At 66.7% G+C, this 22,567-nt stretch carries 15 protein-coding genes and 3 rRNA genes; 17 read left to right on the forward strand and 1 reads right to left on the reverse strand.

Annotation, left to right across the window (positions count from 1 at the left end; genetic code table 11):
- Window positions 1-5: 5 nt before the first annotated feature.
- From ACPYN4_RS02705 to ACPYN4_RS02725, 5 genes are all read left to right on the forward strand, one after another.
- A complete protein-coding gene (locus ACPYN4_RS02705) occupies window positions 6-788 on the forward strand; it encodes a DUF4184 family protein (RefSeq protein WP_424445548.1) in 783 nt (260 codons plus the stop codon).
- Window positions 789-815: 27 nt separating this feature from the next.
- Complete coding sequence (locus tag ACPYN4_RS02710; protein WP_239280365.1) at window positions 816-1,895, forward strand: LacI family DNA-binding transcriptional regulator; 1,080 nt, start codon at window positions 816-818, stop codon at window positions 1,893-1,895.
- A gap of 105 nt (window positions 1,896-2,000) precedes the next feature.
- The gene (mmsA, locus tag ACPYN4_RS02715; protein WP_239280364.1) at window positions 2,001-3,548 is read left to right on the forward strand and encodes a multiple monosaccharide ABC transporter ATP-binding protein; all 1,548 of its coding nucleotides are present in this window, start codon (window positions 2,001-2,003) and stop codon (window positions 3,546-3,548) included.
- Window positions 3,545-4,885: a multiple monosaccharide ABC transporter permease gene (gene mmsB / locus ACPYN4_RS02720; protein ID WP_239280362.1), complete on the forward strand. Its 1,341-nt coding sequence runs from the start codon at window positions 3,545-3,547 to the stop codon at window positions 4,883-4,885. The genes mmsA and mmsB overlap by 4 nt, the downstream gene beginning before the upstream one ends.
- Before the next feature lie 47 nt (window positions 4,886-4,932).
- Window positions 4,933-6,051, forward strand: coding sequence for a sugar-binding protein (locus ACPYN4_RS02725; protein WP_076691188.1), 1,119 nt, complete (start codon window positions 4,933-4,935; stop codon window positions 6,049-6,051).
- Window positions 6,052-6,126: 75 nt separating this feature from the next.
- Here ACPYN4_RS02725 and ACPYN4_RS02730 read toward each other — a convergent pair whose 3' ends face one another.
- Window positions 6,127-7,431, reverse strand: a complete 1,305-nt coding sequence (locus tag ACPYN4_RS02730) for a CoA transferase (protein WP_424445549.1) — start codon at window positions 7,429-7,431, stop codon at window positions 6,127-6,129.
- 724 nt (window positions 7,432-8,155) lie between these two features.
- Here ACPYN4_RS02730 and ACPYN4_RS02735 point away from each other — a divergent pair.
- The 12 genes from ACPYN4_RS02735 to xerD all read left to right on the forward strand — a co-directional run bounded on the left by ACPYN4_RS02735 (window position 8,156) and on the right by xerD (window position 22,528).
- Window positions 8,156-9,679 (forward strand): 16S ribosomal RNA (locus ACPYN4_RS02735).
- A 377-nt stretch (window positions 9,680-10,056) separates the two neighbouring features.
- A 23S ribosomal RNA gene (locus ACPYN4_RS02740) occupies window positions 10,057-13,162 on the forward strand.
- Between the two features lie 99 nt (window positions 13,163-13,261).
- Window positions 13,262-13,378, forward strand: a 5S ribosomal RNA gene (gene rrf / locus ACPYN4_RS02745).
- Together the 16S, 23S and 5S rRNA genes form the textbook arrangement of a ribosomal RNA operon.
- 71 nt (window positions 13,379-13,449) lie before the next feature.
- Window positions 13,450-14,490 carry a hypothetical protein gene (locus tag ACPYN4_RS02750; RefSeq protein WP_424445550.1) on the forward strand — a complete coding sequence of 347 codons (1,041 nt, stop codon included), beginning with the start codon at window positions 13,450-13,452 and terminating at the stop codon, window positions 14,488-14,490.
- Complete coding sequence (locus tag ACPYN4_RS02755) at window positions 14,490-15,530, forward strand: HAD-IIA family hydrolase (protein WP_424445551.1); 1,041 nt, start codon at window positions 14,490-14,492, stop codon at window positions 15,528-15,530. The genes ACPYN4_RS02750 and ACPYN4_RS02755 overlap by 1 nt, the downstream gene beginning before the upstream one ends.
- A 54-nt stretch (window positions 15,531-15,584) precedes the next feature.
- Window positions 15,585-15,758, forward strand: a complete 174-nt coding sequence (locus tag ACPYN4_RS02760; RefSeq protein WP_281652036.1) for a hypothetical protein — start codon at window positions 15,585-15,587, stop codon at window positions 15,756-15,758.
- Window positions 15,755-16,579, forward strand: coding sequence for a TlyA family RNA methyltransferase (locus tag ACPYN4_RS02765; RefSeq protein ID WP_424445552.1), 825 nt, complete (start codon window positions 15,755-15,757; stop codon window positions 16,577-16,579). Before ACPYN4_RS02760 ends, ACPYN4_RS02765 begins: the two co-directional genes overlap by 4 nt.
- Window positions 16,579-17,538, forward strand: a complete 960-nt coding sequence (locus tag ACPYN4_RS02770; RefSeq protein WP_424445553.1) for an NAD kinase — start codon at window positions 16,579-16,581, stop codon at window positions 17,536-17,538. The genes ACPYN4_RS02765 and ACPYN4_RS02770 overlap by 1 nt, the downstream gene beginning before the upstream one ends.
- Entirely contained in the window at window positions 17,535-19,238 is a 1,704-nt protein-coding gene (recN, locus tag ACPYN4_RS02775) for a DNA repair protein RecN (protein WP_315551796.1), read from the forward strand. Before ACPYN4_RS02770 ends, recN begins: the two co-directional genes overlap by 4 nt.
- Before the next feature lie 6 nt (window positions 19,239-19,244).
- Complete coding sequence (locus ACPYN4_RS02780) at window positions 19,245-20,945, forward strand: CTP synthase (RefSeq protein WP_315551794.1); 1,701 nt, start codon at window positions 19,245-19,247, stop codon at window positions 20,943-20,945.
- The gene (locus ACPYN4_RS02785) at window positions 20,938-21,591 is read left to right on the forward strand and encodes an NUDIX domain-containing protein (protein WP_287271178.1); all 654 of its coding nucleotides are present in this window, start codon (window positions 20,938-20,940) and stop codon (window positions 21,589-21,591) included. The genes ACPYN4_RS02780 and ACPYN4_RS02785 overlap by 8 nt, the downstream gene beginning before the upstream one ends.
- Before the next feature lie 4 nt (window positions 21,592-21,595).
- A complete protein-coding gene (gene xerD, locus ACPYN4_RS02790; protein ID WP_315551792.1) occupies window positions 21,596-22,528 on the forward strand; it encodes a site-specific tyrosine recombinase XerD in 933 nt (310 codons plus the stop codon).
- Window positions 22,529-22,567: the final 39 nt, after the last annotated feature.

Genomic DNA, 22,567 nt, shown 5'->3' on the forward strand with positions numbered 1-22,567 from the left:
GACGGATGCCGTTCACTCCCTCGCACGCCGTCGTCGCGCTGCCCTTCGTGCGCACGCCGCTGCTGCCGGCGGCGATCGCGATCGGCGCGATGACGCCCGACCTGCCCCTGTTCCTCCGTGGCACGCCGTTGAGCTATCAGGCGACGCACACCAACCTGCTGCTGTCCGGCCTGCTCGCGCTCGCCCTCCTCGTGCTCTGGTACGGGCTGCTGCGACCCGCGGTGCGCGAACTGTCGCCCGACGTGCTCGCCCGTCGTCTGCCGGGGGAGTGGGATGCCGGTGCGCGCGCGACCTGGCGCCAGATCGCGCGGGAGCGCCCTGCCGCCGTCGCCGCACTCTGGATCGCCGCCTCGCTGCTGCTGGGCGTCGTCACGCACATCGTGTGGGACGCCTTCACGCACGAGGGTCGTTGGGGCGTGCGCCTCGTTCCCGCGCTGGCCGAGCAGTGGGGCCCGCTCGCCGGCTACACGTGGCTGCAGCACGGCTCGAGCCTCCTCGCCCTCGTGATCCTGGCCCTCTACGGGGCGCGCTGGCTCGCGCGGCGGCGACCGGCGGCATCCGTCACCCGCGCTCTCCCCGGGTGGATGAGGGCCGCGTGGTGGGTGTCGCTTCCCGTCGTGCTGGTGGCGGCGTGGGGAATCGGCCTCGCCGCATACGGTCCTCTGACGCCTTCGTGGACGGCGCAGCACCTTGCCTATCGCATGCTCCCGCCGGCATGTGCGGTGTGGGGTGCGCTGACGCTCGTGCTGTGCCTCGCGGTGGCGGTCCGGCGGCGCGGCGCCCGCTGATCGTCGTTCGCAGCGCCGCGCGGTAATGTGAACGTGCACATCGAAGGCGAGGGCACTGTGTCCACAGGCGAGGAGCGGACGCGCACCGCGAGTATCCGCGATGTCGCGCGCGCCGCTGATGTCTCGTACCAGACGGTCTCGCGCGTCTTGAACGGGCACCCCTCGATCCGCCCCGAGACCAAGCAGCGCGTGCTGGATGCGATGGCCGAGCTGCGCTACCGCCCCAATCAGGCGGCCAGGGCGCTCGTCACCAGTCGCTCCCGAACGATCGGCGTCATCCTGGGTTCGCGCGGCGAGTACGGCCCGACCTCGAGCCTCGCGGCGCTCGAGGATGCCGCCCGCGCACGCGGGTACTGGGTCACCTCCGCCTACCTCGGCGACACGCGCCCCGAGGCGATCCGCGCCGCCGTCGACCATCTGCGCCGACAGGCCGTTGAGGGGATCGTCGTGCATGCGCCGCAAGTCCGTGTCTTCGATGTGCTGGAAGAGCTCGACATCGGCATCCCGCACCTCGGGCTGCACACGGCGCAACGCGGCATCGCCGAGATCGCCGAAGACCAGGTGCACGGCGCGCGACTGGCTACCGAGCACCTCATCGGTCTCGGCCATGTGGAGATCGTCCACGTGGCCGGCCCGCAGGACTGGATCGAGGCGGAAAGTCGCATGCGCGGCTACCTGCATGCCCTCTCGGACGCCGACCTCCCGACGCGGCCCCCGATTCTCGGTGACTGGACGGCCGACTTCGGCTATCGCGCCGCGCTCGAGCTGTCGCGGCGACTCGATTTCACGGCGGTGTTCGCGGCCAACGACGAGATGGCGCTGGGGCTCTTGCACGGCTTCCGCGATATCGGCCTCGAGCTGCCCCGGCAACTGAGTGTCGTCGGATTCGACGACATCCCGCTGGCCCGGCACGGCTGGCCGCCGCTGACCACGGTGCATCAGAACTTCGCCGGTCTGGGGGAGCGCGCGGTGGGGGCGCTGCTCGCGGCGATCGGCGGGAACGACGCGTCGTCGGATGCCGCGGGAGCCCCGCGCGCGGAACCCGAGGTCGCGCCGCGTCTGGTCGTGCGCGACTCGGCGGCGGGTCCGGTCGCGCACCGAAAGTGACACTTCGGTAACGGCGCAGACGCGCAATTGACAGCGCGGCCCGGAGGGTGCACGATGTTCAAGCGATGTGAACGGTCACATCGTAAGACGAGGAGGTCGCGGCCGATGACGGACGCAATGCCCATCCTGGAGATGCGCTCCATCACGAAGGAGTTCCCCGGGGTCAAGGCCCTCAGTGACGTGTCGATCACCGTCGCGGCCGGCGAGGTCCACGCGATCTGCGGAGAGAACGGCGCCGGCAAATCCACGCTGATGAAGGTGCTCTCCGGCGTGTACCCCTACGGCACCTACAGCGGCGAGATCTTCTTCCGCGGCCAGGTCGTCGAGTTCAAGGACATCCGCGCGAGCGAGCAGGCGGGCATCGCGATCATCCACCAGGAGCTCGCGCTCATCCCGGAGCTGTCGATCACCGAGAACATCTTCCTCGGCAACGAGATCGCGCACGGCGGCGTCATCGACTGGTCCGAGGCGCGCATGCGCGCCGTCGACCTGCTCGCCCGCGTCGGGCTGCGCGACGACCCCGACACGCAGATCAAGCACCTGGGCGTCGGCAAGCAGCAGCTCGTCGAGATCGCGAAGGCCCTCGCCAAGGAGGTCAAACTCCTGATCCTCGACGAGCCGACTGCGGCGCTCAACGAAGACGACTCGCAGCACCTGCTCGACCTCATCCTCTCGCTCAAGGGCAAGGGGATCACATCGATCATCATCAGCCACAAGCTCAACGAGATCGAGCAGATCGCCGACTCGATCACCATCATCCGCGACGGCCGCACGATCGAGACCCTCGATGTGTCGGCGGGCGGCGTCGACGAGGACCGCATCATCCGCGGCATGGTCGGACGGTCGCTCGCAAGTCGCTTCCCCGACCGGACGCCGCACATCGGCGACGTGTTCTTCGAGGTGCGCGACTGGACGGTGCGCCACCCGCAGGTGCCCGAGCGCCTCGTGGCGAAACACTCCCACCTCTTCGTGCGCCGCGGCGAGATCGTCGGCATCGCGGGACTCATGGGGGCGGGGCGCACCGAGCTCGCCATGAGCCTGTTCGGCCGCTCCTACGGCATCTACGAGTCGGGTCAGATCCTCATCGACGGCAACGAGGTCGCCATCAAGGACGTCAAGTCCGCGATCGACCACGGCATGGCCTACGTGAGCGAGGACCGCAAGGTACTCGGCCTCAACCTCCTCGACACCATCAAGCGATCGATCGTCGCAGCCAAGCTCAGCAAGATCGCCCGTCGCGGCGTCGTGGATCCGTATGCCGAGAACGACATCGCCGAGGACTACCGCAAGCGTCTGCGCATCAAGACTCCGAGCGTCGACGTCGGCGTCGCGAAGCTCTCCGGCGGCAATCAGCAGAAGGTCGTCCTGGCGAAGTGGATGTTCACCGACCCCGACCTGCTGATCCTCGACGAGCCGACGCGCGGCATCGACGTCGGGGCGAAGTACGAGATCTACACGATCATCCAGCAGCTCGCGGCGCAGGGGAAAGGCGTGATCCTCATCTCCAGCGAACTGCCCGAGCTCCTCGGCATCGCCGACCGGATCTACACGGTCTTCGAGGGGCAGATCACCGATGACATCCCCGCATCCGAAGCCACCCCCGAAAACCTCATGCGCAGCATGACCTCCTCCCGACCGAAGGCGAAAGCATGACCGACACCACTCAGACCGCGAAGAGCAAGGGCGGACTCTCCGACCTGCGCAAGATGTTCCGCTCGGGGTCGACAGGGCGTCAGTTCGGCATCCTCGGCTCGCTCATCATCATCATCATCGTCTTCCAGATCTGGACCGGCGGCACGACCCTTTCGCCGCAGAACCTCATCAACGTCGTGAGTCAGCAGTCGTACATCCTGATCCTCGCGATCGGCATGGTGATGGTCATCATCATGGGCCACATCGACCTGTCGGTCGGTTCGGTCGCGGCCTTCGTCGGCATCATCGTCGCCAAGTCGATGAGCGAGTGGAACATGCCCTGGCCCCTCGCGATCGGCATCGGCCTCATCGTCGGCGCGCTCGTGGGTGCCTGGCAGGGCTTCTGGGTCGCATACGTCGGCGTCCCGGCGTTCATCGTCACGCTGGCCGGCATGCTCATCTTCCGCGGCGGAAATCAGTGGATCGGGCAGTCGACCACCATTCCCGTTCCCCCGGAGTACGGATTCATCGGCGCCGGATACCTGCCCGAGCTCCCGCTGCCGCTCGAGTTCAACGTCCTGACGATGGTGCTCGGACTCATCGGCGTCGCGTGGATCATCTACAACGAGGTGCGTCTGCGCCGCCAGCAGCGCAAGATCGACAGCGACATGGCGCCGGTGTGGGTGTCGGTCGTGAAGGTCGTCATCCTCTCCGCCGTGATCCTGTGGGCGGCGTGGCTGTTCGCGACCGGTCGCCCCGGCACGAGCTTCCCGATCTCGGGAGTGATCCTGCTCGTCCTCGTGGTGATCTACTCGTTCGTGACGAACCGCACGGTGTTCGGTCGCCACATCTACGCCGTCGGCGGCAACCGTCTCGCGGCGAGCCTGTCCGGCGTCAAGGATCGGCGCATCGACTTCTTCGTCATGATGAACATGTCGGTGCTCGCCGCGGTCGCCGGAATGATCTACATCGGCCGCGCGACGGCGTCGGGGCCGCAGGACGGCAACGGCTGGGAGCTGGATGCCATCGCCGCGGTCTTCATCGGCGGCGCGGCCGTCTCCGGCGGCATCGGAACGGTGATCGGCTCGATCATCGGTGGCCTCGTCATGGCGTTCCTCAACAACGGTCTGCAACTGATCGGCGCCGGCGCCGACGCGATCCAGATCACGAAGGGCCTCGTGCTGCTGCTCGCCGTCGCCGTCGACGTCATGAGCAAGCGCCGCGGCGGCCCGTCCATCATCGGCCTGCTCATGCGTCGCCGCGATCGAAGTGCCGAGATCGCCACACCTGTCCCCGCCGTCATCCCGACGTCGGGTACGAACGAGTCGAGCCAACCGGCCGACCTCCCCAAGGGGTAGGCACGAGACCGCCTCGTCTCACCCTCACCAGAGAAAGTGATGAATCAATGAAGAGAATCGCTCTTGCGGCAGCCTCCTTGGCCGCCGTCACGGCTCTCGCACTGACCGGCTGCTCCGGCTCCGGACGCACGGGCGGCGACGCCTCCGAGAGCGCGGCCGCCGGCTTCGCCGCCGACGCGTCGATCGGCATCGCCCTGCCGGACAAGACCTCGGAGAACTGGGTCCTCGCGGGCGACCTGTTCAAGGACGGACTCGAGGAGGCCGGCTTCAAGGCGGACGTCCAGTACGCGCCCGCGTCGAACACCGTCGCCGAGCAGCAGAACCAGATCTCGTCGATGATCACCAACGGGGCGAAGGTCATCGTCATCGGCGCCAAGGACGGCAAGCAGCTGGGCACCCAGCTGCAGCAGGCTGCGGACGCCGGCGTCAAGATCATCGCGTACGACCGCCTGATCGAGAACACGCCGAACGTCGACTATTACGTCGCCTTCGACAACTACAAGGTCGGCGAGCTGCAGGGCCAGGCCCTGCTCGACGGCCTCGCCGCCCGCTCGGGTCACGCCGCGCCGTGGAACATCGAGCTGTTCTCGGGTTCGCCTGACGACGCCAACTCCGCGGTGTTCTTCAACGGCGCGATGAGCGTCCTGCAGCCGAAGATCGACGACGGCACGCTGGTCGTGAAGTCGGGTCAGACCGACATCGCGCAGACGGCCACGCAGGGCTGGAAGGCCGAGAACGCGCAGAGCCGGATGGACTCGCTCATGACGGCCAACTACGCCGACGGATCGATCGACGGCGTCCTGTCACCCAACGACACCCTCGCCCGCGCCATCATCACGTCGGTGAAGGGCGCAGGCAAGGACATCGCGACTTTCACCGTGACGGGTCAGGACTCGGAGGTCGAGTCGGTCAAGTCGATCATGGCCGGTGAGCAGTACTCGACGATCAACAAGGACACCTCGCTCCTCGTGGCGCAGACGATCAAGATGATCCAGCAGCTCCAGAAGGGTGAAGAGGTCGACGTCAACGACACCGAGCAGTACGACAACGGCGTGAAGGTCGTGCCCGCGTACCTGCTCGACCCGGTGATCGTCACCAAGGAGAACGCGGCCGAGGCGTACGCCAACAACCCGAACCTCCTCGAGATCGTGAAGGCCGCCCAGTAAGCAGCGCGCACGCAGCACGACGGCCCCTGCTCTCCGGAGCGGGGGCCGTTCGCGTGGCGGGGCGGATGCCGGCGGTCACGCCCACGCCGGCTCGTCGCGTCCCCACGGGCGCGGCGCGGCGAAGGCGGTCGGGCCGCCGGGGTAGGACACCGCAGGGGCTGCGGTCGTGATGCGGACGCCGTCCACGATGAAGTCCTGAGTGTGACCGGCCGCATCCGCGAGGGGGTGCAGGGGAGTCTTCTCCGGCGTCCGCGGCAGGCCCAGCAGCTCTGCGGCGATCCGACGCAGCGACGTCGATGCCAGCCACGATCCGCCCTCACGACTGCGACGACCGAGGAGGTCCATCGCCGCGGAGGCCAGCAGATAGCCCGCGCTGTGGTCGAGTGCCTGCGCGGGAAGCGCGCCGGGCGCGGCGTCGTCGCCCTCGAGGACCGCGATGCCGCTGTCCGCCTGCACGAGACTGTCAAAGCCGCGCCTGTCGGGCTCGCCCCACGCCGTCAACTGCAGCACGACGACGCCCGGATGCCGCGCCGCGATCGCCTCCGGCGACAGACCGAGCGCAGCCAGCGCCGCGGGACGATATCCCAGCGCGATGACGTCGGCGCCGCTCAGCAGTTCCTCCCCCCGCGAGCGGCCCGCGGGGGAGGACAGGTCCAGCAGCGCCGACCTCTTGCCGTGACCGGTGTCGAGGTGCTGGTTCTCCGGTTCGCCGAGACGGGGCGGATCGATGCGCAGCACCTCGGCGCCGAGCAGTGCGAGCGTGCCCGTCGCGACCGGGCCGGCGATGACGCGCGTCAGATCGAGAACGCGGACTCCGCGCAGCGGCGCGAGAGCGGTCGGCGCGGGGAGGGGACGCGCGGGCGCGTCGCCGAGGCGGCGGATCTCCACGAGCGGATGCCGGCGCCAGCTGTCGTCGGCCGCCCAATCCTCCGGGCGGACGGCGACGCACAGTCCGCCGGCCGCCGTCACGCCTGCCGCGGCTGCGGCGGTGGACATCGTCGCGAGGCGTGCGGCGACCCGCTGCCGGGTCTCGGCGTCGGAGTCCACGTCCTCGGCATCCGCATCGATCCGGCGTGCGTCGCGCGAGAGCCCGAGGCCGAGCAGCAGCGCCGCCCGGTGATGCGGATAGTTGGCGTGGGTGCGGACCCAGCCGTCCATCGTGGGGAAGAAGGCAGACAGCGGGGCGAACCCGGCACGCGGCCGGCCGTCCATGCGGAACCACCGCTCACTGGAGTACGCGACCGCGATGCGGTCAGCGTCGAGATCCGCCACCCCGTCGACGCCGGACAGACGCAGGGCGGATGCCGAGGCGCACGCGACCGCGGAGCGTGCCAGCGCGGCGACGTCCGTGCGAGCGGGGAGAGGCACGACGCGGCTCATGGCGCCACGATACGCCCCGGCCGAGAACGATTGACCGTGCGATCAGGCCGAACCTGGTGTGGCGTATCGCCACGCGCGGGCGCGACACGCCCGGGATGCGAGCCGGATTTGCCAGATGCCCCGGGGCCACGTAACTTATTACTTGTTCACCCCACAGGGAAGAGCGAAGGGCCGGAAGGCCTCGCCCCCTCAAGCGGAGAACCACCCCATCCCAAACCTCTCGTAGAGAGAACAAGACCTTCTGGTCTAGGATGGGATCCCACTCCTCGAAGCTGTCGAAGAGTGCTGCTGGAGACGCCAAATCAGTCACAGACAGCCCACTTGACAAGCAGAGCGAGAGGGGATAAGATAGAGAAGTTGCCCGACGGGCTGGCTTGAAGCCGAAACGTCGAGCTGCCGATCTAGCTTCGTGAGATGCACGTCATCGCGTCTGACTCCGGTCAGAAACGCCGATTTGACAAGCGAAACACGAAGTGTAAGATAGAGAAGTTGCCCTGCAGGAGAGGCCGAGAGGCTGAACGGCAGGAGCATCCGATCCTTGAGAACTCAACAGCGTGCACTTGTCAAATGCCAAAAAACCTCGATTCAACCTCGGTTGAATGAGATTCCTTTGGATCAAAGTCCGGCACTTTCGGTGCCGGCAACGGAAGTCAGTAATGACATCCCTTTGGTCAGATCAAACTCGCTGCTTCAGTCAATTTCCGGCTGATCGCAGCAACATTTCTTTACGGAGAGTTTGATCCTGGCTCAGGATGAACGCTGGCGGCGTGCTTAACACATGCAAGTCGAACGGTGAAAGCGGAGCTTGCTCTGCTGGATCAGTGGCGAACGGGTGAGTAACACGTGAGCAATCTGCCCTTGACTCTGGGATAAGCGCTGGAAACGGCGTCTAATACCGGATACGAGCTGCGAAGGCATCTTCAGCAGCTGGAAAGAACTTCGGTCAAGGATGAGCTCGCGGCCTATCAGCTTGTTGGTGAGGTAACGGCTCACCAAGGCGTCGACGGGTAGCCGGCCTGAGAGGGTGACCGGCCACACTGGGACTGAGACACGGCCCAGACTCCTACGGGAGGCAGCAGTGGGGAATATTGCACAATGGGCGCAAGCCTGATGCAGCAACGCCGCGTGAGGGACGACGGCCTTCGGGTTGTAAACCTCTTTTAGCAGGGAAGAAGCGAAAGTGACGGTACCTGCAGAAAAAGCACCGGCTAACTACGTGCCAGCAGCCGCGGTAATACGTAGGGTGCAAGCGTTATCCGGAATTATTGGGCGTAAAGAGCTCGTAGGCGGTTTGTCGCGTCTGCTGTGAAAACTGGAGGCTCAACCTCCAGCCTGCAGTGGGTACGGGCAGACTAGAGTGCGGTAGGGGAGATTGGAATTCCTGGTGTAGCGGTGGAATGCGCAGATATCAGGAGGAACACCGATGGCGAAGGCAGATCTCTGGGCCGTAACTGACGCTGAGGAGCGAAAGGGTGGGGAGCAAACAGGCTTAGATACCCTGGTAGTCCACCCCGTAAACGTTGGGAACTAGTTGTGGGGTCCATTCCACGGATTCCGTGACGCAGCTAACGCATTAAGTTCCCCGCCTGGGGAGTACGGCCGCAAGGCTAAAACTCAAAGGAATTGACGGGGACCCGCACAAGCGGCGGAGCATGCGGATTAATTCGATGCAACGCGAAGAACCTTACCAAGGCTTGACATATACGAGAACGGGCCAGAAATGGTCAACTCTTTGGACACTCGTAAACAGGTGGTGCATGGTTGTCGTCAGCTCGTGTCGTGAGATGTTGGGTTAAGTCCCGCAACGAGCGCAACCCTCGTTCTATGTTGCCAGCACGTAATGGTGGGAACTCATGGGATACTGCCGGGGTCAACTCGGAGGAAGGTGGGGATGACGTCAAATCATCATGCCCCTTATGTCTTGGGCTTCACGCATGCTACAATGGCCGGTACAAAGGGCTGCAATACCGTAAGGTGGAGCGAATCCCAAAAAGCCGGTCCCAGTTCGGATTGAGGTCTGCAACTCGACCTCATGAAGTCGGAGTCGCTAGTAATCGCAGATCAGCAACGCTGCGGTGAATACGTTCCCGGGTCTTGTACACACCGCCCGTCAAGTCATGAAAGTCGGTAACACCTGAAGCCGGTGGCCCAACCCTTGTGGAGGGAGCCGTCGAAGGTGGGATCGGTAATTAGGACTAAGTCGTAACAAGGTAGCCGTACCGGAAGGTGCGGCTGGATCACCTCCTTTCTAAGGAGCATCTGGCACCCTCGGGTGTCCAGGCGCCGGATCGAGACGAACGTTCTCGCCGGTTAGCTCATGGGTGGAACATTTGACGAGGTGCCGAGGATCGATCCTCGAGCCAGTACGACCTTCGGGTCTGGAAAGCTCGAGGCAAGAGAGCCGGCACATGCACGCTGTTGGGTCCTGAGGGACCGGATGCGCGAAAGCGCAACCAACCTCAGGACCTTTTCTGACGCCGGCAGCGCCGGCTGCGGAGAGGGTACCGCCCGTACTTTGAGAACTACACAGTGGACGCGAGCATCTTTGAACCGACGCAAGTCGGTTCAGAAAGATGATCTTAAAGATCATTAGTCAATTTCAATTGACGATTCAAACTCATGTGATTTCAAGTCTTTAAGAGCAAACGGTGGATGCCTTGGCATCTGGAGCCGAAGAAGGACGTAGCAATCTGCGATAAGCCTCGGGGAGTGGATAAGCACACTTTGATCCGAGGATCTCCGAATGGGGAAACCCCGCTGGGCGGCGTGCCGACCCAGTGACTCCCGCCTGAATATATAGGGCGGGTAGAGGGAACGTGGGGAAGTGAAACATCTCAGTACCCACAGGAAGAGAAAGCAACCGCGATTCCGTTAGTAGTGGCGAGCGAAACCGGAACAGGCTAAACCGAGTACGTGTGATATCCGGCAGGAGTTGCGTATTCGGGGTTGTGGGACTTTTCAGGCTGTTCTGCCGAGCAGCCGGCGTTACAAGAAGGTATAGACGAACTGGATTGAAAGCCAGGTCATAGAGGGTGCCAACCCCGTAGTCGAAATGCCTCCCTTGGCGCGAAGAGTATCCCAAGTAGCACGGGGCCCGAGAAATCCCGTGTGAATCTGTCAGGACCACCTGATAAGCCTAAATACTCCCAGATGACCGATAGCGGACAAGTACCGTGAGGGAAAGGTGAAAAGTACCCCGGGAGGGGAGTGAAATAGTACCTGAAACCGTTTGCTTACAAACCGTTGGAGCAGCCCTAGCAGCTGTGACAGCGTGCCTTTTGAAGAATGAGCCTGCGAGTTAGCGATATGTGGCGAGGTTAACCCGTGAGGGGTAGCCGTAGCGAAAGCGAGTCTGAATAGGGCGATTCAGTCGCATGTCCTAGACCCGAAGCGAAGTGATCTATCCATGGCCAGGCTGAAGCGACGGTAAGACGTCGTGGAGGGCCGAACCCACTTAGGTTGAAAACTGAGGGGATGAGCTGTGGATAGGGGTGAAAGGCCAATCAAACTTCGTGATAGCTGGTTCTCTCCGAAATGCATTTAGGTGCAGCGTTGCGTGTTTCTTGCCGGAGGTAGAGCTACTGGATGGCCGATGGGCCCTACAAGGTTACTGACGTCAGCCAAACTCCGAATGCCGGTAAGTGAGAGCGCAGCAGTGAGACTGTGGGGGATAAGCTTCATAGTCGAGAGGGAAACAACCCAGACCACCAACTAAGGTCCCAAAGCGCGTGCTAAGTGGGAAAGGATGTGGAGTTGCTCTGACAACCAGGAGGTTGGCTTAGAAGCAGCCACCCTTGAAAGAGTGCGTAATAGCTCACTGGTCAAGTGATTCCGCGCCGACAATGTAACGGGGCTCAAGCACGCCACCGAAGTTGTGGCATTGACATTATTGGTAGGCCTTCGTGGTCCAGCCGTGTTGATGGGTAGGAGAGCGTCGTGTGGCCAGCGAAGCGGCGGTGTGAACCAGCCGTGGAGGCTACACGAGTGAGAATGCAGGCATGAGTAGCGAAAGACGTGTGAGAAACACGTCCTCCGAAAGACCAAGGGTTCCAGGGTCAAGCTAATCTTCCCTGGGTAAGTCGGGACCTAAGGCGAGGCCGACAGGCGTAGTCGATGGACAACGGGTTGATATTCCCGTACCGGCGAAGAACCGCCCAAACTAATCCAGTGGTGCTAAGTGCCCGAATTCCTCTGCATCGATCCCTTCGGGGTGAGAGCGGTGGAGCTAGCGCACGACCCCATGCTGGTGCGGTTAGCGTATTAACAGGTGTGACGCAGGAAGGTAGCCCAAGCCAGGCGATGGTTGTCCTGGTGCAAGTGCGTAGGCCGAGAGATAGGCAAATCCGTCTCTCACATAGGCTGAGACACGATGCGGATAAAAAGTGGGTGATCCTATGCTGCCAAGAAAAGCATCGACGCGAGGTTCTAGCCGCCCGTACCCCAAACCGACTCAGGTGGTCAGGTAGAGAATACCAAGGAGATCGAGAGAATCGTGGTTAAGGAACTCGGCAAAATGCCCCCGTAACTTCGGGAGAAGGGGGGCCTTCGACGTATTAGGACTTGCTCCGAAAGCGTTTGGAGGCCGCAGAGACTAGTGGGTAGCGACTGTTTATTAAAAACACAGGTCCGTGCCAAGTCGCAAGACGATGTATACGGACTGACGCCTGCCCGGTGCTGGAAGGTTAAGAGGACCGGTTAGCCGCAAGGCGAAGCTGAGAATTTAAGCCCCAGTAAACGGCGGTGGTAACTATAACCATCCTAAGGTAGCGAAATTCCTTGTCGGGTAAGTTCCGACCTGCACGAATGGCGTAACGACTTCCCAACTGTCTCAACCGCGAACTCGGCGAAATTGCACTACGAGTAAAGATGCTCGTTACGCGCAGCAGGACGGAAAGACCCCGTGACCTTTACTACAGCTTGGTATTGGTGTTCGGTGTGGCTTGTGTAGGATAGGTGGGAGACTGTGAAGCGGTGACGCCAGTTACCGTGGAGTCGTTGTTGAAATACCACTCTGGTCACTCTGGATATCTAACTTCGAACCGTAATCCGGTTCAGGGACAGTGCCTGGTGGGTAGTTTAACTGGGGCGGTTGCCTCCCAAAAAGTAACGGAGGCGCCCAAAGGTTCCCTCAACCTGGTTGGCAATCAGGTGGCGAGTGTAAGTGCACAAGGGAGCTTGACTGTGAGACTGACAGGTCGAGCAGGGACGAAAGTCGGGACTAGTGATCCGGCAGTGGCTTGTGGAAGCGCTGTCGCTCAACGGATAAAAGGTACCTCGGGGATAACAGGCTGATCTTGCCCAAGAGTCCATATCGACGGCATGGTTTGGCACCTCGATGTCGGCTCGTCGCATCCTGGGGCTGGAGTAGGTCCCAAGGGTTGGGCTGTTCGCCCATTAAAGCGGTACGCGAGCTGGGTTTAGAACGTCGTGAGACAGTTCGGTCCCTATCCGCTGCGCGCGTAGGAAATTTGAGAGGATCTGACCCTAGTACGAGAGGACCGGGTTGGACGAACCTCTGGTGTGCCAGTTGTTCTGCCAAGAGCACCGCTGGTTAGCTACGTTCGGGATGGATAACCGCTGAAAGCATCTAAGCGGGAAGCCGGCCTCAAGATGAGATTTCCATGCCTTCGGGCGAGAGGCTCCCAGCCAGACTACTGGGTTGATAGGCCGGATGTGGAAGCGCGGTAACGCGTGAAGCTGACCGGTACTAATAAGCCGATGACTTGATAACACACCGTTTTAGGTGCTTGCGTCCACTGAGTGGTTCTCGATGTACGGTCGAGAACCGCATGACATTGACATGTTGTGCAGACTGAAACATCAATAGTGTTTCGGCGGCCATAGCGTGAGGGAAACGCCCGGTTACATTCCGAACCCGGAAGCTAAGCCTCACAGCGCCGATGGTACTGCAGGGGGGACCCTGTGGGAGAGTAGGACACCGCCGGACTTCTTTCGTGAAATGGCCACCCAGTGATGGGTGGCCATTTCTCGTTAACCCGCGTGTGAGAGGAAGCAGCAATGGCCGAGGAACGACGCCCGCGGAGCGGCGAACGGAAGCAGCTGTCCCCGCGCGCCGGTGAGAAGAAGCCGTACGGGAAGCGCGATGGCGAGAAGAAGCCGTACCCGAAGCGCGATGGCGAGAAGAAGCCGTACCCGAAGCGCGATGGCGAGAAGAAGCCGTACCCGAAGCGCGACGGTGAAAAGAAGCCCTACGCCAAGCGCGACGGGGACCGCCGGTCCAGCCGGCCGCCGCAGGATTCCGACCGTCGTGTCGGTCCGCCGGCGCCGCCGCTGCCCGCCGACGTGACGCCGCGGGATCTCAACGGGGCTGCGCGCAATGAGCTGAAGACCCTCAGCAAGGAGAACGCCGAGCAGGTCGCCCGTCATCTCGCGATGGCCGCACGCCTCATCGACGACGACCCCGCGCTCGCGCACCAGCACGCGCTTGCGGCATCCCGCAGCGCCGGACGCATCGCGATCGTGCGTGAGACCGTCGCGATCACCGCGTACGCGCTCGGCGACTTCGCCCTTGCCGTGCGCGAACTGCGCACCTATCGCCGGATCTCCGGCCGCGACGACCAGATCGCACTGCTCGTCGACAGCGAGCGGGGGGTCGGTCGTCCCGACCGCGCCCTCGAGGTCGGTCGCGCCGTCGACCGGAGCACCCTGCCGACCGAGGTCCGCGTGGAGCTCGCGATCGCGATGTCGGGCGCACGGCTGGACCTCGGCGAGACGGAGCGCGCCCTGCAGGAGCTCGACATCCCCGAACTCGACCCGGACCGCGCGTTCGCGTGGAGTCCCGGCCTGTTCGCGGCCCGCGCCGCCGTCCTCGAGGAACTCGGGCGCACCGAGGAGGCTGCCGCGTGGCAGCGTCGCGCCGAGATCGCCGAAGAGGCCATCGGTGCCCGCGATGCTGATCGCGAAGTGCTGGAGATCGACGAGGTCGAAGAGATTCCGCTGCCGGTCGACGACCACACGGACGTCCCCGCGGATGGCCCCGCGGCTGGCCCCGCGGACGACCGTTCAGGTGATGACAACGGCGAGGCGGGGGAGCGCTGATGGCGCTGTTCGGCCGTCGCGCGTCGCGCACACCCCTCGACGGCGTGGATGCCGTGCTCGCGGACCTCGACGGCGTGGTCTACGCCGGTCCCGGGAAGCTTCCGCATGCCATCGAGAGCCTCAACGCGGCGGCGACCGGCGGAAGCCGGCTCGGCTACATCACCAACAACGCCTCCCGCCGGGACGCGGTTGTCGCGGAACACCTTCGCGACCTCGGCCTCGTGGCGACGCGGCCCGAGGACGTCGTCACGAGTCCGCAGGCGGCGATGCGCCTCCTGCGGGAGCGGGTGCCCGCCGGTGCGACCATCCTCGTCGTCGGCGGAGACGGCCTGGTCTTCGAGGTTGAGAAGGCCGGCTTCGTCGTCACGCGCAGCGCCGACGATGCACCGGCGGCCGTCGTGCAGGGGTTCGCGCCCCACGTCGGCTGGGAGCATCTCGCTGAGGCGTCCTACGCGCTGGCGACACCGGAGGACGAGGGCGGCATCCCCTGGATCGCCACGAACACCGACTGGACGATTCCGCAGGCGCGCGGGATCGCACCGGGCAACGGCACGCTCGTCTCCGCCGTCCACACCGCCGTCGGGCGCCTCGCGGTCGTCGCCGGCAAGCCGGAGCGGCCCATCTTCGACGAGGCCGTCGCCCGCTTCGGCGCCCGGCATCCGCTCTTCATCGGAGACCGGCTCGACACCGACATCGCCGGCGCACAGACGGCGGGCATCGACTCGGCCCTCGTGCTCACCGGGATCGATCGGCCCAAGCACGTGCTCGCGGCGCCGCCCACCTCGCGCCCCACCTACATCCTCGCCGACCTGCGGGAGCTGCACGAGGAGTACCCCGAGACCGTCGTGCGCGGCGAGGTGACGAGCGTGCGCGACGCGGCGGTGCGGATCGACGGCGCCGACATCCACATTGTCGCCGCGGGTACCCGCCCGATCGACCTGGTGCGCGCCGGGGCGGCCGCCATCTGGGCGAGCGGGCGCGCGATCTACGGCTTCCGCGTTCCCGAGCAGCTCTACGCCGACCCGTTCCATCGACCCTGACCGCGGCGGAGCCCGCCCCGCCCGTCGTTGTGCCCGGACGGTATCGTTGAGCGCATGCCGATGGATGCCGCCGACGCTCGCGACCCCGATGGCCATAGCCGCCGGGACGATCTGCTGTCCGCGCTCGAGGTGATCGAGGGGCAGCCGCTCGGCGAGCGCGCTGCGGCGTACGCCGCGCTGCACGACGACCTGGCCCGGCGCCTGGAGTCCGGACCGCGGGACCAGTGACCCAGCGCCTCGATGCGGCCGTCGCCGCCCGGGGACTGGCCCGGTCGCGCACGCATGCGGCGCAGCTGATCACCGCCGGACTGGTGTCCGTCGACGGCCACCCCGTCGTGAAGGCGTCGGTGAAAGTGGGTGATGATCAGCAGATCGTCGTCGCCGCCTCCGACCACTACGTCAGCCGTGCCGCGCACAAGCTCATCGCTGCTCTCGATGGTTTCGGCGTCGACGTCACCGGACGGCAGTGTCTCGACCTCGGTGCCTCGACGGGGGGCTTCACGCAGGTGCTGCGCGAACGCGGCGCCGCGCGCGTGCTCGCGGTGGACGTGGGCCACGGGCAACTGGACCCGGTGATCGCCGCCGACCCCGGTGTGACGGCGGTGGAGGGGTTCAACGTCCGCTACATGACGGCGCAGTCCCTCGCCGAGGCGGCGGGCGACGGCATCCGCCCCGAGATCGTCACCGGCGATCTCTCGTTCATCTCGCTGACGCTGGTGCTGCCCGCGATCGCCGCGGTGATCGGGGCCGACGCGCACATCGTGCTGCTGGTCAAACCCCAGTTCGAAGTCGGCCGCACCGGCGTCCGCGAAGGTCTCGTAACGGATGCCGCCGCGCGCGCCGACGCCGTCGCCGGCGTGCTCTGGGCCGCATGGGACGCCGGTCTCGGCACCGTCGGGGTGCTCGCCTCGCCCCTCGCAGGCACGCACGGCAACCGGGAGTTCCTCGTACACCTGCGTCCGCGGGCCGTCGGCGGGGACGGCGGGACCGAGACGGGCAATCCGACAGAATATCTGCAGGCTGTCAATCGACTGGCGGGAGCGACATGATGGGCGGGACCACCCAGCCGACGCGGAACATCCTCGTCGTCGCGCACGCGCGCCGCGACGACACCGTCGCCGCGGCGCGTCGTGTCATCGCCGCCGTGCTCGCCTCGGGCGCACGTCCCGTGCTGGCCATCGACGACCCGGAACTCGTGGCGGCGCTCGCCGACCTCGGCCCGATCGCGGGGCTCGGCGCGGACGTGGACGTCGCCGACATCGAGATCGCGATCGTCCTCGGCGGCGACGGCACGATCCTCCGCGCCGCCGAACTCGTCCGCGGCGGCACCGCGCCGATCCTCGGCATCAACATGGGTCACGTCGGCTTCCTCGCCGAGATCGAAGCCGACGTCATCGACGACGCCATGCGGCGGGTCATCGACCGCGACTACGAGGTCGAGGAGCGCATGACCCTGGCGGTGCGGGTGAAGGATGCCGCCGGGGAGGTCATCTACGACACCTGGGCGCTCAACGAGGCCACCGTCGAGAAGGCGGCGCGGGAGCGGATGATGGAGGTCGTCATCGAGATCGATCGCCGGCCGCTGTCGACGTTCGGCTGCGACGGCGTCGTCATCGCGACGCCGACCGGATCGACCGCCTACAACTTCTCCGCCGGAGGACCGGTGATCTGGCCGACGGTGGAGGCCATCGCCGTCGTCCCGCTGTCCGCCCATGCCCTCTTCGCCCGTCCGCTCGTCGTGGGACCGGAAGCCACCGTGGCGATCGAGGTGCTCGCCCGCACCGACGGCACCGGCATCCTGTGGTGCGACGGCCGGCGCTCGCACGATCTGCCCCCCGGGGCCCGTGTCGTCGTCGGCCGCGATCCGGAGCCCGTGCGGCTCGCCCGGCTGCACCCGGCGCCGTTCACCGACCGCCTGGTGCGCAAATTCCAGCTGCCGGTGGTGGGGTGGCGCGGCCCGTCGTCGAACCCGGTGAGCCCCGCGAGCCCCGGGACGGGTGCGGCGTGATCGAGCAGATGACCCTGCGCGACCTCGGCGTGATCGCGCAGGCCACCCTCCCTATCGGTCCGGGTTTCACGGCGATCACCGGTGAGACCGGGGCCGGTAAGACGATGGTCGTGACGGGGCTCGGATTGCTGCTGGGTGCGCGTGCCGACTCGGGCGTCGTCCGCTCCGGCGCGGATCAGGCCGTCGTCGAGGGCGTGTGGATCGTGCCGGACGCCGGGGCGGTCTCCGAACGCGTGAGCGAAGCCGGCGGCGATGTCGAGCCGATCGGCGACGGCCGCGCCGAGCTCTACCTCGGGCGTACCGTGACGGCGGAGGGCCGCAGCCGCGCCAGCGTCGGCGGACGGTCGGCGCCGGCCGGTGTGCTCGCCGACCTCGCCGAGCACCTCGTCGTCGTCCACGGCCAGTCCGATCAGCTGCGGCTGCGTTCCGGCGCCGCGCAGCGCGATGCGCTCGACCGGTTCGGCGGCGAGGAGATCGCGGCGGCCCTCGCGGCCTACCGCGACGCGTTCGCCCGGCAGCGCGAGCTCGCGGCCGAGTTGACCGAGCTGACCGAGCGCGGCGCCGAGCGCGCCGCCGAGGCCGAGGCGCTGCGCGCGGCGCTCGCCCAGATCGAGCAGGTCGACCCGCAGCCGGGGGAGGACGTCGCTCTCGCCCAGCGCGCCGAGCGCCTCGCCAACGCGGAGGAACTGCGTCAGGCCGCCGCGATCGCGCACGACGCGCTGTCCGGCGACGGGGACACGCCCGACGTCGGCATTCTGCTCGCCGAGGCGCGGCGCGCGCTCGACCGCGCCGCCCGCGGTGACGAGACGCTCGCCGCGCACGCCGCGACCCTCGACGATCTGAGGTACCGGGCCGCCGACCTCGCCACGGAGCTGAGCGCCTACCTCGCCGATCTCGACGAGTCCGGCCCGCACGAGCTCGCCGCCGTGGAGGAGCGCCGTGCCGCCGTGGGCGCACTCGTCCGCGCGCATGGCAGCCTCGATGCGGCCCTGGCGGTGCAGCGCACCGGTGCGCTGCGCCTGGCCGAGCTCGACGACGACGGCGACCGGATCGCGCGCCTGCGCGCAGAGGAGGAGGCCGCGGCATCCGCCCTGGACGACCTCGCCGTGCGGCTCACCGCGCTCCGGCGTGCGGCCGCCGAACGGCTGTCGGCGGCCGTCACCGACGAGCTCCGTGCCCTCGCGCTGCCCGACGCCCGCGTCGAGGTGCAGGTCACCGAGGGGACGGCGTCGGCATCCGGTCGCGACGACGTGACGATCCTGCTCGCACCGCACCCCGGTGCCGACCTCCGGCCGGTGGCCCGCAGCGCCTCCGGCGGCGAGCTCAGCCGGGTGATGCTGGCGATCGAGGTCGTGATCGCCGGTGCCGACAGTGTTCCCACATTCGTGTTCGACGAGATCGACGCCGGCATCGGGGGAGCGGCGGCCATCGAGGTCGGCCGGCGCCTGGCGCGCCTGGCGGAGACGAGCCAGGTGATCGTCGTGACGCACCTCGCCCAGGTCGCCGCCTTCGCGACCAACCATCTCAGCGTCGTCAAGGGCAGCGACGGCGCCGTGACCGCCTCGAGCGTGCGCGCGCTGGCGGGCGCCGACCGCGAAGCCGAGATGGCGCGCCTGCTGTCGGGACTGCCCGACTCGTCGGTGGCGCTCGAACATGCCCGGGAGCTGCTGAGCCTCGGCCACTCAAGACTGATAGGATGAAAGCCCGTGACGGACACTCATTCAGACGCGGGATCACTTCAGAACGACACCACCAAGCACATCTTCGTGACGGGCGGTGTCGTTTCGTCGTTGGGGAAGGGCTTGACCGCCGCGTCGCTCGGGAACCTCCTCACCGCGCGGGGCCTGCGCGTCGTGATGCAGAAGCTCGACCCGTACCTGAACGTCGACCCCGGCACGATGAACCCGTTCCAGCACGGCGAGGTGTTCGTCACCGACGACGGCGCGGAGACCGACCTCGACATCGGCCACTACGAGCGCTTCCTCGACATTGAGCTGAGCCAGGCCGCCAACGTCACGACGGGACAGATCTACTCGCAGGTGATCGCGCGCGAGCGCCGCGGCGAGTACCTCGGCGACACCGTGCAGGTCATTCCCCACATCACCGACGAGATCAAGCGCCGGATGCGCCTGCAGGCCGACGAGACGCCGAAGCCCGACGTGATCATCACCGAGATCGGTGGCACCGTCGGCGACATCGAGTCGCAGCCGTTCATCGAGTCGGCTCGGCAGATCCGCCACGAGCTCGGACGCAAGAACGTCTTCTTCGTGCACGTCTCCCTCGTGCCGTTCATGGGCGCCTCCGGTGAGCAGAAGACCAAGCCCACGCAGCACTCCGTGCAGGCGCTGCGCCAGATCGGCATCCAGCCCGACGCGCTGGTGCTGCGCAGCGACCGGCCCGTGACCGAGTCGAACAAGCGCAAGATCGCGCTCATGTGCGACGTCGACGAGGATGCCGTGGTCAACGCGGTCGACGTGCCGTCGATCTACGACATCCCCACGATGCTCAACGAGCAGGGGCTCGACGCGTACATCGTCGACGCGCTGGGCCTTGCCGCGAAGGCCGACGAGGTGGACTGGACGCGCTGGAGCAAGGTCCTGAACGCCGTCCACAACCCCAAGCACGAGGTCACGATCGGTCTCGTCGGCAAGTACATCGACCTGCCCGACGCGTACCTGTCGGTGACCGAGGCGCTGAAGGCCGGTGGTTTCGCGCAGGAGACCAAGGTGCAGGTGACCTGGATCCCGTCCGACCTCTGCGAGACCCCGGAGGGCGCGGAGAAGGCGCTCGCCGCCGTCGACGGCATCGTCGTGCCGGGCGGCTTCGGCATCCGCGGCATCGAGGGCAAGCTCGGCGCCCTGCGGTTCGCGCGCGAGCAGGGCATTCCGACGCTCGGCATCTGCCTGGGCCTGCAGTGCATGGTGATCGAGTACGCCCGCAACGTCGCCGGGATCGAGGGGGCGTCTTCGAGCGAGTTCGACCCCGACACCGCGCACCCCGTCATCGCGACGATGGCCGAGCAGGTCGACATCATCGCCGGCGGCGACATGGGCGGCACGATGCGTCTGGGACTCTACGAGGCGGAGCTGGCCGAGGGCTCGCTCGCAGCCGAGGTGTACGGCGCGAACCGCGCGAGCGAGCGTCACCGTCACCGCTACGAGGTCAACAACCGCTACCGCGACCAGATCGCCGAGGCGGGCCTGTGGTTCTCCGGGCTGTCGCCCGACCGCAACCTCGTCGAGTACGTCGAGCTGCCGCGCGAGGTGCACCCGTACTACATCGCCACGCAGGCCCACCCCGAGCTGCGCTCGCGTCCCACCGAGGCCAACCCCCTGTTCCGCGGGCTCATCGCGGCGGCGCTCGAGCGCCACCGCGCGAGCGAGCTGTTCGAGGTCGAGGGTGAGTGAGCCCGAGGCGCTGACCGATGACCCCGTGCAGGTCGAGGTCCTCAGGACCGAGACGCCGTTCACCGGCCGCGTCTGGAACATCCGTCGCGATGCGTTCGCCTACAACGGCGACACGATCGTCCGGGAGTACGTCGATCACACCGGCGCCGTGGCCGTCCTCGCGATGGACGATCAGGAGCGGGTGCTGCTGATCAAGCAGTACCGCCACCCAGTGCGCGCCCGCGACTGGGAGATCCCCGCCGGGCTCCTCGACGTCGCGGGGGAGGACGCGCTCGCCGCCGCGCAGCGAGAGCTGGCGGAGGAGGCCGACCTCACGGCATCCCGCTGGGACGTCCTCAGCGACTTCTACACGAGCCCTGGCGGCAGCGATGAGGCGATCCGCGTCTACCTGGCCCGCGATCTCGCCCCCGCCGCAGAGGTCTTCGCGCGCGGCGAGGAGGAGGCCGACATCGAGGTGCGCTGGGCGAGCCTGGACGAGGTCGTCGACGCGGTCCTCGCGCGACGGGTGCAGAACCCCTCGCTCGCGATCGGAGCGCTCGCCGCCCACGCCGCGCGCGCCCGCGGGTGGGAGACGCTCGCGCCGGGCGACGCGCCGTGGCCGCAGCGTCCCCGTCCCCTCGGCGAGACGCCCGGCCGGGACGCCTAGCGCCGTGCGTGCCGACCGCGCCGTCGAGGCGTACCTGCGGCACATCTCGATCGAGCGCGGCCTGTCCGAGCACACCGTCGCCGCGTATCGGCGGGATCTCGCCGTCTACCGCGGCTGGCTGAGCGATCACGGCATCGTCGACACCTCCGAGGTGACGCCGGCGATCGTCGCGCAGTTCGCCGCGGAGCGCGCCTCGGCGCAGCCCCCCGCCGCGGCCACCTCGCTCGCGCGTCTGCAGTCGTCGGTGCGCGGCCTGCACCGCTTCCTGGTGCGGGAAGGACTCGCCGACACCGATCCCAGTGAACGGCTGCGCCCGCCGAAGGCCCCGCAGCGGCTGCCGAAGGCGCTGTCGATCACGCAGATCGAGGCGCTGCTGGATGCCGCCGGTCCCGCCCCGGGCGACACCGGGGCCACCGGGGACGATCTCATCCTCCGCCTGCGCGACCGCGCCCTCCTGGAGCTGCTGTACGCCACCGGAGCGCGGGTGTCGGAGGTCATGCAGCTCGACGTCGACGACCTGGCGCACGGCGACGTGCTGCGGGTGCGCGGCAAGGGCGCGAAGGAGCGGATCGTGCCCGTCGGGTCGTACGCCCGCGCAGCCGTGGACGCCTACCTCGCCCGCGCCCGTCCCGAGCTCTCCCGCCGGGGACGGGCGACCCCGCGACTGTTCCTCGGCGCCCGCGGCGCGCCGATGTCGCGGCAAGGCGCGTGGCTGGTGATTCAGGCGGCCGCCGAGCGGGCGGACCTGCAGGCACACGTGTCGCCGCACACGTTCCGCCACTCGTTCGCGACGCACCTGCTGCAGGGCGGCGCCGACGTCCGTGTCGTGCAGGAGCTGCTCGGCCACGCCTCGGTCGCCACGACGCAGATCTACACGCACGTCACGGTGGACGCGCTGCGCGACGTCTACGCCACGTCCCACCCTCGCGCCCGCTGACCGCGCCCCGCTGCTCGCCCCGCCCGTCGATCCCGCGGA

It is taken from the genome of Microbacterium sp. CH-015 (assembly GCF_049707015.1).
GTDB lineage: Bacteria > Actinomycetota > Actinomycetes > Actinomycetales > Microbacteriaceae > Microbacterium > Microbacterium aurum.